16 protein-coding genes are annotated in these 13,803 nt (G+C 72.6%); 11 read left to right on the top strand and 5 right to left on the bottom strand.

Annotated features, from left to right (window positions below; genetic code table 11):
* Positions 1-145 precede the first annotated feature (145 nt).
* Positions 146-2,221 carry a phosphate acetyltransferase gene (gene pta, locus O7604_RS14255; protein ID WP_281579838.1) on the top strand — a complete coding sequence of 692 codons (2,076 nt, stop codon included), beginning with the start codon at positions 146-148 and terminating at the stop codon, positions 2,219-2,221.
* A complete protein-coding gene (locus O7604_RS14250) occupies positions 2,218-3,330 on the top strand; it encodes an acetate kinase (protein WP_281579837.1) in 1,113 nt (370 codons plus the stop codon). The genes pta and O7604_RS14250 overlap by 4 nt, the downstream gene beginning before the upstream one ends.
* A gap of 81 nt (positions 3,331-3,411) precedes the next feature.
* Here the strand turns inward: O7604_RS14250 and O7604_RS14245 are convergent, their stop codons facing one another.
* Complete coding sequence (locus O7604_RS14245; RefSeq protein ID WP_281579836.1) at positions 3,412-3,585, bottom strand: hypothetical protein; 174 nt, start codon at positions 3,583-3,585, stop codon at positions 3,412-3,414.
* 181 nt (positions 3,586-3,766) lie between these two features.
* On the opposite strand from O7604_RS14245, the gene O7604_RS14240 reads away from it, so the two are divergent.
* The 4 genes from O7604_RS14240 to O7604_RS14225 all read left to right on the top strand — a co-directional run bounded on the left by O7604_RS14240 (position 3,767) and on the right by O7604_RS14225 (position 7,394).
* Positions 3,767-4,936 (top strand): alpha/beta hydrolase, encoded by a 1,170-nt coding sequence (locus tag O7604_RS14240; protein WP_281579835.1) that lies wholly within the window; start codon positions 3,767-3,769, stop codon positions 4,934-4,936.
* Between the two features lie 119 nt (positions 4,937-5,055).
* Complete coding sequence (locus O7604_RS14235; protein ID WP_269704222.1) at positions 5,056-5,322, top strand: hypothetical protein; 267 nt, start codon at positions 5,056-5,058, stop codon at positions 5,320-5,322.
* A 40-nt stretch (positions 5,323-5,362) separates the two neighbouring features.
* Entirely contained in the window at positions 5,363-6,328 is a 966-nt protein-coding gene (locus O7604_RS14230; protein ID WP_281579834.1) for a chlorophyllase, read from the top strand.
* A gap of 157 nt (positions 6,329-6,485) precedes the next feature.
* Positions 6,486-7,394 carry an IS5 family transposase gene (locus tag O7604_RS14225; RefSeq protein ID WP_281579359.1) on the top strand — a complete coding sequence of 303 codons (909 nt, stop codon included), beginning with the start codon at positions 6,486-6,488 and terminating at the stop codon, positions 7,392-7,394.
* A 69-nt stretch (positions 7,395-7,463) separates the two neighbouring features.
* On the opposite strand, the gene O7604_RS14220 is transcribed toward O7604_RS14225, so the two are convergent.
* The 3 genes from O7604_RS14220 to O7604_RS14210 all read right to left on the bottom strand — a co-directional run bounded on the left by O7604_RS14220 (position 7,464) and on the right by O7604_RS14210 (position 10,174).
* Positions 7,464-8,426, bottom strand: coding sequence for a zinc-binding dehydrogenase (locus tag O7604_RS14220; protein ID WP_269704220.1), 963 nt, complete (start codon positions 8,424-8,426; stop codon positions 7,464-7,466).
* A gap of 76 nt (positions 8,427-8,502) precedes the next feature.
* Positions 8,503-9,678: an NADP-dependent malic enzyme gene (locus O7604_RS14215; protein ID WP_281579833.1), complete on the bottom strand. Its 1,176-nt coding sequence runs from the start codon at positions 9,676-9,678 to the stop codon at positions 8,503-8,505.
* Between the two features lie 157 nt (positions 9,679-9,835).
* A complete protein-coding gene (locus O7604_RS14210; RefSeq protein WP_269704217.1) occupies positions 9,836-10,174 on the bottom strand; it encodes a S24/S26 family peptidase in 339 nt (112 codons plus the stop codon).
* A 78-nt stretch (positions 10,175-10,252) separates the two neighbouring features.
* Here O7604_RS14210 and sodN point away from each other — a divergent pair, with 78 nt between their 5' ends.
* Genes sodN through O7604_RS14195 form a run of 3 tightly spaced genes read left to right on the top strand, consistent with a single transcriptional unit; the run spans position 10,253 to position 11,618 of the window.
* Complete coding sequence (gene sodN / locus O7604_RS14205; protein WP_013288353.1) at positions 10,253-10,657, top strand: superoxide dismutase, Ni; 405 nt, start codon at positions 10,253-10,255, stop codon at positions 10,655-10,657.
* Entirely contained in the window at positions 10,654-11,178 is a 525-nt protein-coding gene (locus tag O7604_RS14200; RefSeq protein ID WP_269704216.1) for a GNAT family N-acetyltransferase, read from the top strand. Before sodN ends, O7604_RS14200 begins: the two co-directional genes overlap by 4 nt.
* A gap of 32 nt (positions 11,179-11,210) precedes the next feature.
* A complete protein-coding gene (locus O7604_RS14195) occupies positions 11,211-11,618 on the top strand; it encodes an ATP-binding protein (RefSeq protein WP_281579832.1) in 408 nt (135 codons plus the stop codon).
* Between the two features lie 38 nt (positions 11,619-11,656).
* Here O7604_RS14195 and O7604_RS14190 read toward each other — a convergent pair whose 3' ends face one another.
* Positions 11,657-12,058 (bottom strand): hypothetical protein, encoded by a 402-nt coding sequence (locus O7604_RS14190; RefSeq protein ID WP_269704214.1) that lies wholly within the window; start codon positions 12,056-12,058, stop codon positions 11,657-11,659.
* 43 nt (positions 12,059-12,101) lie between these two features.
* Between O7604_RS14190 and O7604_RS14185 the strand changes: the two genes are divergently transcribed.
* Positions 12,102-13,052 carry a diacylglycerol kinase family protein gene (locus O7604_RS14185; protein WP_281579831.1) on the top strand — a complete coding sequence of 317 codons (951 nt, stop codon included), beginning with the start codon at positions 12,102-12,104 and terminating at the stop codon, positions 13,050-13,052.
* Positions 13,053-13,498: 446 nt separating this feature from the next.
* Complete coding sequence (locus tag O7604_RS14180; protein ID WP_013288358.1) at positions 13,499-13,756, top strand: WhiB family transcriptional regulator; 258 nt, start codon at positions 13,499-13,501, stop codon at positions 13,754-13,756.
* The last annotated feature ends 47 nt before the right edge of the window (positions 13,757-13,803 follow it).

Here is a 13,803-nt window from a genome sequence, read left to right as displayed (position 1 = left end):
GACGGGGGGCGATTCCGGTACGACGGGAATCAGTGCTGTCGGGCCTTCCACAAGGCCAAGTGTAGATGCGAAAAATTCCCACCTTCTCCCCCGGCTAGCCGCGCTGACCAGGCAGAACGGACAGCACCGACCTCGATCTTGTAGGTTGGTTGCCGTGGCGCGCAGCGTGTACCTGACCGGCGTTGGCTCGGGCGGGGGAAAATCGACGGTGGCCCTCGGGCTGGCCGAGTTGTTGTCCCGGCAGGTGGAACGGATCGGCGCGTTCCGGCCGCTCGTCGCCGGTGACGGCACCGACCCGATCCTCGCTCTGCTCACCGAGCGCTACCGGATGGACCTGCCGGTCGACGAGCTGCACGGCGCCACATACGCCGAGGCGAGCGCGCTCGTCGCGGACGGCCGCCGGGAGGAGCTGATCTCCCGGATCGTCACCCGCTACCGCGAGGTCGAACGGCGCTGCCCGGCGATAGTCGTGGTGGGCAGCGACTTCGCCTACGGCGACGGCACCGGCCCGCGCGAGCTGGCCTTCAACGCCCGGCTCGCGACCGAGTTCGGCAGCGTCGTGGTGCCCGTGGTGGACGGGTTCGGGCAGACGCCCGACGCGATCGCGGCGGCGCTGCGTGGCGCGTACCACGATCTGGTGGACCTCGGCGCGACGGTGATCGCGGCGCTGGCCAACCGCGTGCCGGAGCCCATGACGCTGCCCGAGCTGCCGGTGCCCGCGTACGCGATCCCGGAGGTGCCGACCGTGTCGGCGCCGACGGTGGCCGAGGTGGCGGCGGCGCTGCGCGGCACGGTGCTCACCGGCGACGAGACCGCGCTCGACCGCGACGTGCTCGACTACGTGGTGGGCGCGGCGCACGTGCCGACCCTGCTGGACCACCTCACCGACGGCGCTCTGGTGATCACCCCGGGCGACCGCGCGGACCTGCTGGTGGCCGCCGGCGCCGCGCATGTCGCCGGGCAGGTCTCGCTGGCCGGGCTGGTGCTCACGCTCGGCGAGCAGCCCGACCCCCGCGCGATGCGCCTGGTCGAGCGGATGAACACCGGGCTCCCGGTGCTGTCGGTGCCGAGCGACAGCTACGACACGGTCTCCGCGTCCAGCCGCATCGAAGGCCGCCCCAGCACCGCCAACCCGCGCAAGGTCGAGGCCGCGCTCGGCGCGTTCGAGCGCTGCGTGGACACCGACGACCTGGCCCGCCGGCTGCGGGTCAGCCGGTCCGCGCGGGTGACCCCGCTGATGTTCGAGAACGACCTGATCGACAGGGCCCGCGCCCGGCGCCGCCGGCTGGTGCTGCCCGAGGGCGCGGACGAGCGGATCCTGCGCGCGACCGAGGTGCTGCTGCGCCGGGGCGTCGCCGAGATCACCCTGCTCGGCCGCCCGGACGAGATCGCCCGCCGCACCCGGGAGCTGGGCGTGGACCTCGGCGACGCCCAGGTCGTCGATCCGGTGACCAGCCCGTGGCGGGACGAGTTCGCGCAGGCGTACGCGCGGTTGCGCGCCCACCGCGGCGTCACAGTCGAGCTGGCGCACGACATCGTGGCGCAGGCCAACTACTTCGGCACGATGATGGTGCAGACCGGCCACGCCGACGGCATGGTCTCCGGCGCCACCCACACCACCGCCGCCACCATCCGCCCGGCCTTCGAAATCATCCGGACCGTGCCCGGCGTCTCCGTCGCCTCCAGCGTCTTCTTCATGCTGCTCGCCGACCGGGTGCTGGTGTACGGCGACTGCGCCGTCAACCCCGACCCGGACGCCGACCAGCTCGCCGACATCGCCATCTCCTCGGCCGACACGGCGGCCCGGTTCGGCATCGAACCGCGGGTGGCGATGCTGTCGTACTCCACCGGCAGCTCCGGCGCGGGCGCCGACGTGGAGAAGGTCGCGGCGGCCACCAAGCTGGTCCGGGAACGCCGGCCCGACCTGCTCGTCGAGGGCCCGATCCAGTACGACGCGGCGATCGACCCGCAGGTGGCGGCCACCAAGCTGCCGGACAGCCCGGTCGCCGGGCGGGCCACGGTGTTCATCTTCCCAGACCTCAACACCGGCAACAACACGTACAAGGCGGTGCAGCGGTCGGCCGGCGCGGTGGCGGTCGGGCCGGTCATGCAGGGCCTGAACCGGCCGGTGAACGACCTGTCCCGGGGGGCCACCGTGCCGGACATCGTCAACACGGTGGCGATCACCGCCATCCAGGCCGCCGCGGAGGCGTCGGAATGAGCCGCATCCTGGTCCTCAACAGCGGATCATCGTCGGTCAAGTACCGGCTGTACGACGGCGACGACATCCTGGACAAGGGCACCGTCGAGCGGATCGGCGAACCCGGCGGCGGCCCGGCCGACCACGAGAGCGCCGTCCGGGAGATCATCGGCCGGCTCGACCTGACCGGCCTGGCCGGCGTCGGCCACCGGGTGGTGCACGGCGGGCGGAAGTTCAGCGAGCCGGTACGCATCGACGACGCGGTCGTCGCCGCCATCGAGGACCTGGTGCCGCTGGCCCCGCTGCACAACCCGGCCAACCTCGCCGGCATCCGGGTCGCGCTGGAGGCGCTGCCGGACACCCCGCAGGTGGCCGTCTTCGACACCGCGTTCCACCACACGCTGCCCGAGGCCGCCGCCACGTACGCGATCGACAAGGCCACCGCCGAGCGCTACGGCGTCCGCCGGTACGGCTTCCACGGCACCTCGCACGCGTACGTCTCGCGTCGCGTCGCCGACCTGCTCGACCGCCCGTACGACCAGATCAACACGATCACGCTGCACCTGGGCAACGGGGCGAGCGCGTGTGCCGTCCAGGGTGGGCGCAGTGTAGCCACCTCGATGGGCATGTCCCCGCTGGAGGGCCTGGTGATGGGCACCCGCAGCGGCGACCTCGACCCGACAGTCATCTTCCACCTGCGGCGCGAGGGCGGCATGGTCGTGGACGACATCGACGACCTGCTCAACCACCGCAGCGGCCTGCTCGGGCTGACCGGTGCCAACGACATGCGCGAGGTGCTGGCCCGGCGTGCCGCCGGTGACCCGGACGCGACGCTGGCGTTCGACGTCTACTGCCGGCGGATCACCGGCTACGTGGGCGCGTACTACGCACTGCTGGGCCGGGTGGACGCGATCGCGTTCACCGCCGGGGTCGGCGAGCACGCCGCACCGGTCCGGGCTGCCTCGCTGGCCGGGCTGGAGCGGCTGGGCGTCGCCGTCGACCCGGCGCGCAACGACGGCCACGGCGACCGGGTCGTCTCCCCGGACGGCGCGGAGGTCGCGGTGCTCGTGGTCGGCACCGACGAGGAGCGGGAGATCGCCCGCGAGACCCGCGAGGTGCTGGCCGTCTGATCGCGTGCGCCCCGGCCTTTCGGCGCGGACCGGACGGGCCTCTCGGGCCGGACGGGCCAGGATCGACGGCGGTCGGCCCGGTCAGCCCAGGGCGATCCAGGCGACCAGGGCGATCACCACGACGGCGGCGACGGTCCCACCGGCGATCAGCGGCAGGCGCGACGGCGCCGCCGCCGACGCGGCCGGCTCGGGAGAATCGACGAATGCGCGGAACTGCGCGGTGTTGCCACTCGGGTCGGTGTAGTCCTCAGCCATGCGGCTGACCCTAGCGAAGCCCACCGGACCGGTCCGCCCCGCCGGGCCGCCACCTGCGGATCCGGTCGACGGGATCGGGCAAACCCGGCCACCCGGTGGAGGCGGGAGCCGACCGGGTGGCGGTGCCGACCGGCCCGGACGGCGGGCGCGGGCTGACCGCTCGGCTGCCTACCGTGCAGGTGTGAGGGGGCAGCGGCTGGTCGCCGCGCTGATGACGGCGCTGCTGGCCGGTTGCGGCCCGGCCGTGGCCACCTCCGACCCGGTCCCGGGGAGCGTCGGACCCGCGCCGGAGCGCCCGTACGCGGTCGGGATGCGGCAGTTCACGCTCGACCCGGACGGCAGGCGTCCGCTGCCGGTCACCGTCTGGTACCCGGCGCAACCGTCTCCCCCACCGCCGCACCCGGCCGGCCCCGGCTCGGCAGGTTCCGGCTCGACTGGTCCCGGCTCGGCCGGTTCCGGCTCGGCCGACCCACTTTCGGCCGACGCGCCTTCGGCCGGGCCTCTTCCGGATAGTTCCGGCTCGGCCGGTGCCGATCACGCGCCGGCGCTGTCGAGCCCGCGCGGGCCCCGCGTCTCGGCTCTGCCGTCCGTCGTCGCCACTCCCTCCGGATCCGGCCGCGCCGCACCGGCGAGCCCCGGCCCGCGCGTCCGGCCGGGAGCCCCGTTCGCCGCCGGACGGTTCCCGGTGGTGCTCTACAGCCACGGGCTGCGTAGCCTGCCCGCCCTGCACGCGGCGCTGACCAGCCGCTGGGCCGCCGCCGGGTTCGTGGTGGTCGCGCCCACCTACCCGCGGACGAACCAGCGCGCCCGCCCGTTCACCCGCGAGGACGTCCGCAACCAGCCCGCCGACGCCTGGCGACTGATCCGCCACCTGGTCCGCCTCGGCGCCCGCCCCGGGGATCCGCTCGGCGCGCACCTGGCGGTGGACAGGTTCGCCGCCGCCGGGCACTCGGCCGGCGGTCACACCACGCTCGGCATGTTCGCCTCCGGGCAGCCGTACCCGCTGCGCGCCGGACTCGTGATCGCCGGTGGCCGGATGGTCGCCGGGCTGTCCCGGCCGCTCGCGCCGATGCTGTTCGTGCACGGGAGCGCCGACCGGATCGTGCCGGAGTCGATCGGCCGGGCCGCGTACGCCCGCTGTCTCGGCCCGGCCGCCTTCCTGAGCCTCACCGGTCAGGGCCACGGCGAGTACCTGACACCGGGGCGGCCCGGTTTCCCCCAGGTGCTCGCCACCACCACCGACTTCCTGCGCTGGACGCTCTACGCCGACCGCGCCGCCCTGCGCCGCCTCCCCGCCGACGCCACCGCCCCCGACCAGACGACCTTCACCACCCGCTCCCTGCCCACCTGACCACCACCCGCCCTCTCCGTCGCCGACGATCATGAGGTTGGCGGCGACAAACCGGGCAGCCGATGCCGTCAACTTCATGATCGACGCGGCCCCCCGGGGCGGGTGGGTACGGTGCCGGGGTGGACGGGACAGAGGGGCGGCAGCTGGGGGCGATCCGGGAAGTCGTCGGCGCCGGACCGTGGGCGGGCACGCCCCTGCCGGACGGCATGCTGGCCGGGCCGCCCGGCCGGATCGGCACGCTCGCGGCGCCGGTGATCAGCGTCGCGGCGCAGATCGAGTTCAAGGAGATGTTCCCGGTCTGGATGCCGGAGCGCCCCCGCCGGGCCAAGGACGCGGCCGACCTGGCTCGCCTCCGGGCGTCAGCGGGTGGTCACCCGGCGCGGTGACCGCACCTGATGGCCGGAATCGCGAGGCACAATCGAGTTCATGCGCCGTCGTCCCGTCGCCCTGCTCACCGCCGCCGTGCTCGGCGCCGCCCTCGCCGGCTGCTCGGAGCAGCCCAGTGCCCCCGCCGAGCGGCCCGCCCCCGACGCCCCACCGACGACCACCACATCCGCTCCGCGCGTACCCGCCGGCAAGGCCCCCACGGAGAGCTTCGCGGTCGGCGTACGCCAGGTGAAGCTGAACCGCGACGGCGACCGGCCGTTGCCGGTGACCCTCTGGTACCCGGCGGCGGGCGCGGCCGGTGGCGCGGTCGAGCGCTCCGCCCCGGCGGCGGACGGGCGGTTCCCGGTGGTGCTGTTCAGCCACGGGCTCAGTGCCCGGCCGGAGGATTACCAGGCGCTGCTGACCCGCTGGGTGGCGGCCGGGTTCGTGGTCGCCGCGCCGCGGTTCCCGCACACCTCCCGGGGCACCGACGGCAACCCGCTGGACGTGCTCAACCAGCCGGCCGACGTGTCGTACGTGCTGACGCAGGTGCTCGCCCTCGGCGAGAAGGCGGGCGATCCGCTGCGCGGCCGGCTGGACCCGGAGCGGGTGGCCGCGACCGGCCACAGCGCCGGCGGCGTGACCACGATCGGGCTGTTCACCGCGGGCCGGGACGAGCGGCTGGACGCGGGCATCGTCTTCGCCGGCACCGCGCTCGGTGTGGGTACCGCGTTCGCCGGTGCCGCCGCGCCGCAGCTGTTCGTGCACGGCGAGGCCGACGAGGTGGTGTCGTACGCGGCGGGCAAGGCCGTCTTCGACGCGGTGCCGTGGCCGAAGGCGATGCTCAGCCTGCCCAAGGGCGACCACGGCCGGGCGCTGCTGGGCGACGGCAAGGCGCTGGGCGTGGTCGCCGACACCACAGTCGAGTTCCTCCGCTGGACGCTCTACGGCGACCCGGCGGCGAAGAAGCGCCTCCCGGCCGACGCCGCCCGGGGCAACCTGGCCACCCTCGACGACCGCCTGTAAGGAAGGGCCCCTTCTTAACGTCTCCGGTAGAGAAGGGGCCCCTTCTTAGTGAGTGTTTGAGATTTGGGGTGCGGCGGCGTGTTGGGTTGAGGTGAGGGAAGGCCCTCGGTAGGTCCGGTGGTGTCGAGCCAACCGTTTCCATACCGAGGGCCTTCTGATGACGTTGTACCCGATCACTGTCACGCCGTCCGCGTCGCCCCGCCGTTATCCGTCGCAGCGGGTGCGGCGGGAACGGGAACGGGCGGTGCGGCGGCGGTATCCCGGTGATCTGACCGATGCGCAGTGGGCGTTGATCGCGCCGCTGGTCACGCCGGTGTCGGTCGGTCGGCGGGGGCGGCCGCCGTCGCATCCGATGCGGGCGATCGTCACGGCGATCTTGTATGTGGCCTGCACCGGTTGTCCGTGGCGGGCCCTGCCGCGGGAGTTCCCGCCCCCGGGGACGGTGTACTGGTGGTTCGCTCGATGGCGCGATGACCACACGTTGATGCGTCTGCACGACCGGTTGCGGGAGCAGTGCCGTACCGCCGCCGGACGGCACGCGCATCCCAGCGCCGGAGCGATCGATTCTCAGTCGGTGCGCGCCGCGGACACCGTGCCCCGACACAGCCGCGGTTTCGACGTGGCGAAGAAGGTCAACGGCCGTAAACGCCACATCGTCGTGGACACCATGGGCCTACTCCTGGCCGTCATGGTCACCGGCGCGCACGTCAACGACCGCAGCATCGCCCGGGACCTGCTCTGGCGCACCCGGCTGTTCCACCCCCGCCTACGCCTGCTCTGGGCAGACGGCGGCTACATCGGCACCCTGAGCACCTGGGCCCGCCACGCCCTCGACCTCACCGTGCACCTGGTCCGCAAACTCCCCGGACAACACACCTTCGTCGTGCTGCCCCGCCGCTGGGTCGTCGAACGCACCTTCGCCTGGATCAGCAAGAAACGCCGCTGCGTCCGCGACTACGAACGCCTACCGGCCAGCCACGCCGCCTTCGTTACCTGGGCCATGATCCACGTCATGGTCACCCGCCTGGCCCGACACACGAAACCGGCCCAGGCAACCCACACCTGAGCCGGAATCTCAAACACTCACTTAACAAGCCTTCCGCGCCGACCGCGCGGCCGGCGCGCGCCGCGCGCGTCACGCGGTGTGGTCGACGACCACCTTGCCGAAGACCTCACCGGAGTGCAGCCGGGCGAACGCCTCGGAGATCTCGCTGAACGGCACCACCCGGTCGACCACCGGGCGCACCTCGTGCTCGGCGCAGAACGCGAGCAGCTCGGTCAGCTCGTCCGGCGTACCCATCGAGGTGCCGAGAATCTCCAGCTGCATGGCGAAGACCCGGCGCAGGTTGATCTTCGGCTCGTGCCCGGCGGTGGCGCCGGAGACCACGATCCGGGCCATCGGGGCGGCCGACTTCAGCGAGTGGTCGAACGTGGCCGCGCCGACCGTCTCGATCACCACGTCGACCCGCTCCGGCAGCCGCGCGCCCGGTTCGAGCGCGGTCGCGCCCAGTTCGGTGATCCGCTCCCGCTTGGCGGCGTCGCGGCTGGTCGCGTACACCCGCTTGCCGAGCGCGACGCCGAGTGCGACAGCCGCGGTGGCCACGCCACCGCCGGCGCCCTGGACCAGCACCGACTCGCCGTCGGCGACCCGGCCCTTGGTGGTCAGCATCCGCCAGGCGGTGAGCCAGGCCGTGGGCAGGCACGCCGCGTCGGTCGCCGACAGGCCGTCGGGCAGCGGCAGCAAATTCATCCGGGGTACGGCGACAAGCTCGGCGAACGTGCCCTGGTAGTGCTCGGAGAGGATGGAGACCCCGCGCGGGTCACCGGGGGTGGGCACGACCGGGTAGATGACCACCTCGTTGCCGTCCGGGTCGGTGCCGACCGCGTCACAGCCGAGGATCATCGGGAGCTGGCCGGCGGTCAGGCCCACGCCGCGCAGCGACCAGAGGTCGTGGTGGTTGAGCGAGCTGGCCCGTACCTGCACGGTGACCCAGTCGTCCTGCGGGTGGGTCGGCTCGGGACGGTCGCCGACGGCGAGCGCGGCGAGCGGGTTGTCGGCGTCGAAGGCCGAGGCATAGGCAGCACGCATGATCGGCACGGTAACAAGCTGAGCAGCAGTTAAGAAGGGGCCCTTCCTCTACCGGAGGCGTTAGGAAGGGCCCCTTCCTTGCATCTCAGCGGCGGGCGACACCGTCGCGGCGGGCGGCCTCCGCGACCGCCTCGGCCACCGCCGGCGCGACGCGCGGGTCCAGCGGCGACGGCACGATGGCGTCGGCCGTCAGCGACTCGGCCACCACCCCGGCGATGGCGTCGGCGGCGGCCACCTTCATCGAGTCGGTGATCCGGGTGGCCCCGGCGTCCAGCGCGCCCCGGAACACACCGGGGAACGCGAGCACGTTGTTGATCTGGTTCGGGTAGTCGCTGCGCCCGGTGGCGACGACCGCCACGTGCCGGGCGGCCACCTCGGGGTGCACCTCCGGGGTGGGGTTGGCGAGCGCGAACACGATGCCGCCGGGGGCCATGCCGGCCACCGCCGCCTCCGGGATCTGGCCGCCGGAGACGCCCACGAGCACGTCCGCGTCGCGCAGCGCCTCGGTGATGTCGCCCTGCCGCCCGTCGGCGTTCGTCATCTCGGCCAGTTCGGCCTTGGTGCCGGTCAGCTCGCGGTGCCGGCCGATGATGCCGCGCGAGTCGCACACCACCACCCGGTCCGGGTCGACGCCGCCGGCGATCAGCATCTTGGTGACCGCCACCCCGGCCGCGCCCGCGCCGCTGACCGCCACCCGCAGGTCGCCGAGCTTGCGGTTGAGCAGCGCCGCGGCGTTGCGCAGCGCGGCGAGCACCACGATCGCGGTGCCGTGCTGGTCGTCGTGGAAGACCGGGATGTCCAGCGCCTCGTCGAGCCGGCGCTCCACCTCGAAGCAGCGCGGGGCGCTGATGTCCTCCAGGTTGATCCCGCCGAACGAGGGCGCGAGCGCCTTGACCGTCGCGACGATCTCGTCCACGTCCTGCGTGTCCAGGCAGACCGGTACCGCGTCCACGCCGGCGAACTGCTTGAACAGCACCGCCTTGCCCTCCATCACGGGCAGCGCGGCGCGCGGGCCGATGTTGCCCAGACCGAGTACGGCGGAACCGTCGGTGACCACGGCGACGGTGTGCGACACCCAGGTGTAGGTGTCGGCGAGCGCGGGGTCGGCGGCGATCGCCTCACACACCCGGGCGACCCCCGGGGTGTACGCGAGGGAGAGGTCCTCACGGCTGGTCAGCGGCACGGTGGAGGCGACTGCCATCTTGCCGCCGACGTGCAGGCGGAAGACGGGATCGGCGGGGTCCGGGGTGGACGAAGACATGGTGACTCCAGGATCTGTCGAGCAGACGGACCGGCCGGCGTGGTCAGCGGTGGTCAGCGACCGGCGGCGCGGCGGTGCGGGGGTCACCCGGGCACTTTTCGAGCATAGTCACGCACCGGCGCCCAGTATGTGAGCGGGGTCATATCCGCTCCGGTCGTTACCTGCTCCTGACCCGTCCCGGGCGCGGCCACCAGCGGGCCACCACCCGGCCGCGGACGTCGGCCACCCCGTACGCCCGGGAGTCGTCGGTGACGAACTCGTTGTCGCCGCGCAACCACCATCCGCCGTCGCGCGGTTCCACCGCCCGCTTGACGACGAGCAGGTCGGGACGGCTGCGGAACACCGCGACGACCACGTCACCGGGGCGTACCGGCCGGCCTCCGGTGCGCACCAGGACCGCGTCGCCGTGACGCAGCGCCGGGGCCATGGAGGGGCCGGTCACCAGCACCGGCACCAGCGGGCCGCGCAGGGCCGGTAGTCCACCGGTGGGCGCCATGTCACCTCCCAGCCCCCGAGGGCGTCTCCAGGAGTAATGTCGTCTTGGATCATCGCAAACAACCCATGGAGGACCCTGATGCGCCTTCCCCGCATCCTCACGCCCCGGGTGACGGCCAGCGCTCACTGCGACCTGCCCTGCGGCGTCTACGACCCGGCCCAGGCCCGGATCGAGGCCGAGTCGGTCAAAATGATCTGCGAGAAGTACCAGGCCAACACCGACCCGGAGTTCCGCACCCGCGCCATCCTGATCAAGGAGCAGCGGGCCGAGCTGGTCAAGCACCACCTGTGGGTGCTCTGGACCGACTACTTCAAGGCGCCGCACTTCGAGAAGTACCCGCACCTGCACCAGCTGTTCAACGAGGCCACCAAGCTGGCCGGCGCAGCCGGCGCCAAGGGTGGCACCGACCCGGCCAAGGCCGACGAGCTGCTGGCGAAGATCGACGAGATCTCGAAGATCTTCTGGGAGACCAAGCAGGCGTGACGTCGCCCGACGGCACTCCGACGATCCGGCCGGTACGTCCCGAGGACGTACCGGCCGTCGTCGCCATGGTGCACGAACTCGCCGAGTACGAGCGCGCGCCCGAGCAGTGCCATCTCACCGCGGCACAGCTCGAGGCGGCCCTGTTCGGCCCGTCCCCGGCGCTGTTCGGCCACGTCGCCGTCGACGCGTCGGACCAGCCGGTCGGCTTCGCGCTCTGGTTCCTCAACTTCTCCACCTGGGCCGGTGTGCACGGCATCTACCTGGAGGACCTCTACGTCCGCCCGGACGCCCGGGGCACCGGCGCGGGCCGGATGCTACTGGCCACCCTCGCCGCGATCTGCGTCGAGCGGGGCTACCAGCGGCTGGAGTGGTGGATGATCAACTGGAACCCGGCGGCCCGCTTCTACGCCGCGATCGGCGCCACGCCGATGGACGAGTGGACCCCGTACCGGCTGGCCGGGCCGGCGTTGCGCGAGCTCGCCACGCACGCGACGGCCGCGCCCACGCGGTCGGCCCCCTGACCGGGTAGAGTCCCGCACCGGGGGGAGGAGCCGTGACTCAACTGACCGGGCACCCGGCGACCGACGACGACGTCGTCCATCTCACCGTGCCCGCCGACGGTGGCTACCTCGGCGTGCTCCGCACCGCCACGGCCGGGCTCGCGGCCCGGCTCCAGTTCGCCCTCGACGAGATCGAGGATCTGCGTATCGCCGTCGACGAGGCGTGCGCCATGCTGCTCGCCATCGCCACCCGCGACGCCGAGCTGGAGTGCCGGTTCGCGGTCACCGAAGACGCGCTCACCGTCGAGGTGACGGTGCCGACGGTCCGGGGCGCCACGCTGCCGTCCGAGTCGTCGTTCGCCTGGAAGGTGCTGACCGCGCTGACCAGCGGGGCGAACGCCCAGGCGTCCGGCGGCCGGGCCACCATCTCGCTGCTCACCCGCCGCGCCGGCGGCTTCTGACCAACAAGCGGCCGGCGGCGTCCAGGCCCCGCGGGCTCTCAGCCGGCCGGCTCACCGAAGCCCAGCGCGCGGTTCGTCGGACCGCTCACCAGCAGCCCGACCATGCCGATCCCGAGCGCGATCAGCGGTACGCCGAGCCAGCCCATCCCGCCCTCGATCATGAACCAGCCGACCGGCAGCAGCATGAGCTGGAGCACGATGGCCGGCGCGCGGGCCCCGGCGCGGCGGCGGGACAGCGCGCCGCCGAGCGCCCAGAGCGCCACCGCGCCGCCGACCGCGAAGACGGTCACCAGCAGCGCCGAGGTCAGGTCCGTCGTGTCGGCGGTGAGGTCGGACCAGATGAGCCACACCGCGATCAGCCCCAGCGCCACCGCCTGGACACGTAGCAGGAGCACCGCCGCACGCAGCGTGCCGGGGAGCGGGTCGGAGTCGATCGTCACGGGCGCCACGATACCGGTGGGTAGTCGCGGTACAGTGCCGCCCATGCGGGCCGTCCTGGTGGTCAATCCGAAGGCCACCACCACCAGCGAGCGCAGCCGGGACGTGCTGGTCCGGGCGTTGCGCAGTGAAGTCGACCTGTCGGTGCGGTACACCCGCCGACGGGGCCACGCCATGGATCTGGCCCGGGAGGCCGCCCAGGAGGGCGTCGACCTGGTCGTCACGCTCGGCGGCGACGGCACCGTCAACGAGGTGGTGAACGGCCTGATGGCGGCGGAGCCGCCGACGTTCCGCACCGGACAGACCTCGGCCGAGCGGCTGCCCGCGCTGGCCACCGTGCCGGGCGGTTCGACGAACGTCTTCGCCCGCGCGCTCGGGCTGCCCCGGGAGTGGCCGGACGGCACCAGCATGATCCTGGAGGGGCTGCGGCTGGGCCGGTCCCGCACGATCGGGCTGGGCCGGGCCGACGACCGCTATTTCACGTTCTGCGCCGGCTTCGGGCTGGACGCGGCTGTCATCCGCCGGGTGGAACAGGCCCGCAAGAAGGGGCGCGTCTCCACTCCGGCGCTCTACTTCCGCTCCACCGCGAGTCAGTACTTCGTCGGCTCGGACCGCCGCCACCCGTCGATCAGGCTGGAGCGCCCGGGTGAGGCGCCCGACACGGATCTGGCCACCGCGATCATCCAGAACACCGCGCCGTGGACGTACCTGGGCGACCGGGAGATCAACCCGAACCCGGAGGCGTCGTTCGACCTGGGGCTCGACGTGCTCGCGCTGCGGCGGTTGCGGGTGGCCAGCACGGCCCGTACGGCGGCGCAGTTCTTCTCGAAACGACCGGATCCGCACGGCAAGCAGGTGCTGCGGCTGCACGACGTGGCCGAGTTCACGCTGGTCTCGGAGCGTCCGTTGCCGTTCCAACTGGACGGGGACTACCTCGGCGAGCGGGAGAAAGTCCGATTCACATCCGTACCGGCCGCACTGAGAGTAATCTGCTAGGTCTCGGGTATCCCAGTCGGTTGACGCGGACCCCCCGCCGCGCGGGCGCGGTGGCCGCCACGCCGAGGAAGGGTGCCGGAAATGTCAGCAACCTCACGCAGACCGTACTACATTGATTAACGACTGTGGCACGCCGGGTAACCAGGGCTCTGGCAAACCCGGACAAATGGGTGGTGAGCCCGCTCACTGTTCGGAGTTTTTCCGAGCGTCACCCTTGACATCGCTGTAGTTCGTGAAAGTATTCACAAGCGAACTCGTGTTGCCGGGACATTGCCTGGATATGCTCGTTCGGTTGAGCTGTTCCAGCAGGTCCCCGGCCCCGCAGCCTGCTCACGCAGCGCCGAATTGATGGATGCTGACCGTCACCATTCGGCAATGCGGACGCAAATAGAAAAAGCAACGAAGCGTTATCTGGCCACCCACTAAGAATGAGGAGTGTTGCCGCCATGGACTGGCGCCACGATTCGGTCTGCCGCGACGAGGACCCGGAGCTGTTCTTCCCGATCGGGACGTCCGGTCCGGCCCTCCTGCAGGTGGAGCAGGCGAAGGCCGTCTGCCGGCGCTGCCCCGTGACCGACCAGTGCCTGCAGTGGGCGCTGGAGTCCGGTCAGGACGCCGGCGTCTGGGGTGGGATGAGCGAAGAGGAGCGCCGCGCGGTGAAGCGCCGCGGCGGTCTCCGGGTGCTGCGCGCTCACTCCGCCTGACCCGTACACGCTGACCGCCCCGGCCGGGATTCCGGCCGGGGCGTTCT

Source organism: Micromonospora sp. WMMA1947 (genome assembly GCF_027497355.1).
Classification (GTDB): Bacteria; Actinomycetota; Actinomycetes; order Mycobacteriales; family Micromonosporaceae; genus Micromonospora.
This window is presented reverse-complemented; position numbering and strand designations above follow the sequence as displayed.

Excerpts from the sequence above, each read along its gene's own strand:
- O7604_RS14225 (WP_281579359.1), top strand. The coding sequence starts at position 6,486 with ATGACGTTGTACCCGATCACTGTCACGCCGTCCGCGTCGCCCCGCCGT.
- O7604_RS14230 (WP_281579834.1), top strand. The coding sequence starts at position 5,363 with ATGCGCCGTCGTCCCGTCGCCCTGCTCACCGCCGCCGTGCTCGGCGCC.
- sodN (WP_013288353.1), top strand. The coding sequence starts at position 10,253 with ATGCGCCTTCCCCGCATCCTCACGCCCCGGGTGACGGCCAGCGCTCAC.
- O7604_RS14180 (WP_013288358.1), top strand. The coding sequence starts at position 13,499 with ATGGACTGGCGCCACGATTCGGTCTGCCGCGACGAGGACCCGGAGCTG.
- O7604_RS14215 (WP_281579833.1), bottom strand. The coding sequence starts at position 9,678 with ATGTCTTCGTCCACCCCGGACCCCGCCGATCCCGTCTTCCGCCTGCAC.
- O7604_RS14250 (WP_281579837.1), top strand. The coding sequence starts at position 2,218 with ATGAGCCGCATCCTGGTCCTCAACAGCGGATCATCGTCGGTCAAGTAC.
- O7604_RS14185 (WP_281579831.1), top strand. The coding sequence starts at position 12,102 with ATGCGGGCCGTCCTGGTGGTCAATCCGAAGGCCACCACCACCAGCGAG.
- O7604_RS14210 (WP_269704217.1), bottom strand. The coding sequence starts at position 10,174 with ATGGCGCCCACCGGTGGACTACCGGCCCTGCGCGGCCCGCTGGTGCCG.
- O7604_RS14245 (WP_281579836.1), bottom strand. The coding sequence starts at position 3,585 with ATGGCTGAGGACTACACCGACCCGAGTGGCAACACCGCGCAGTTCCGC.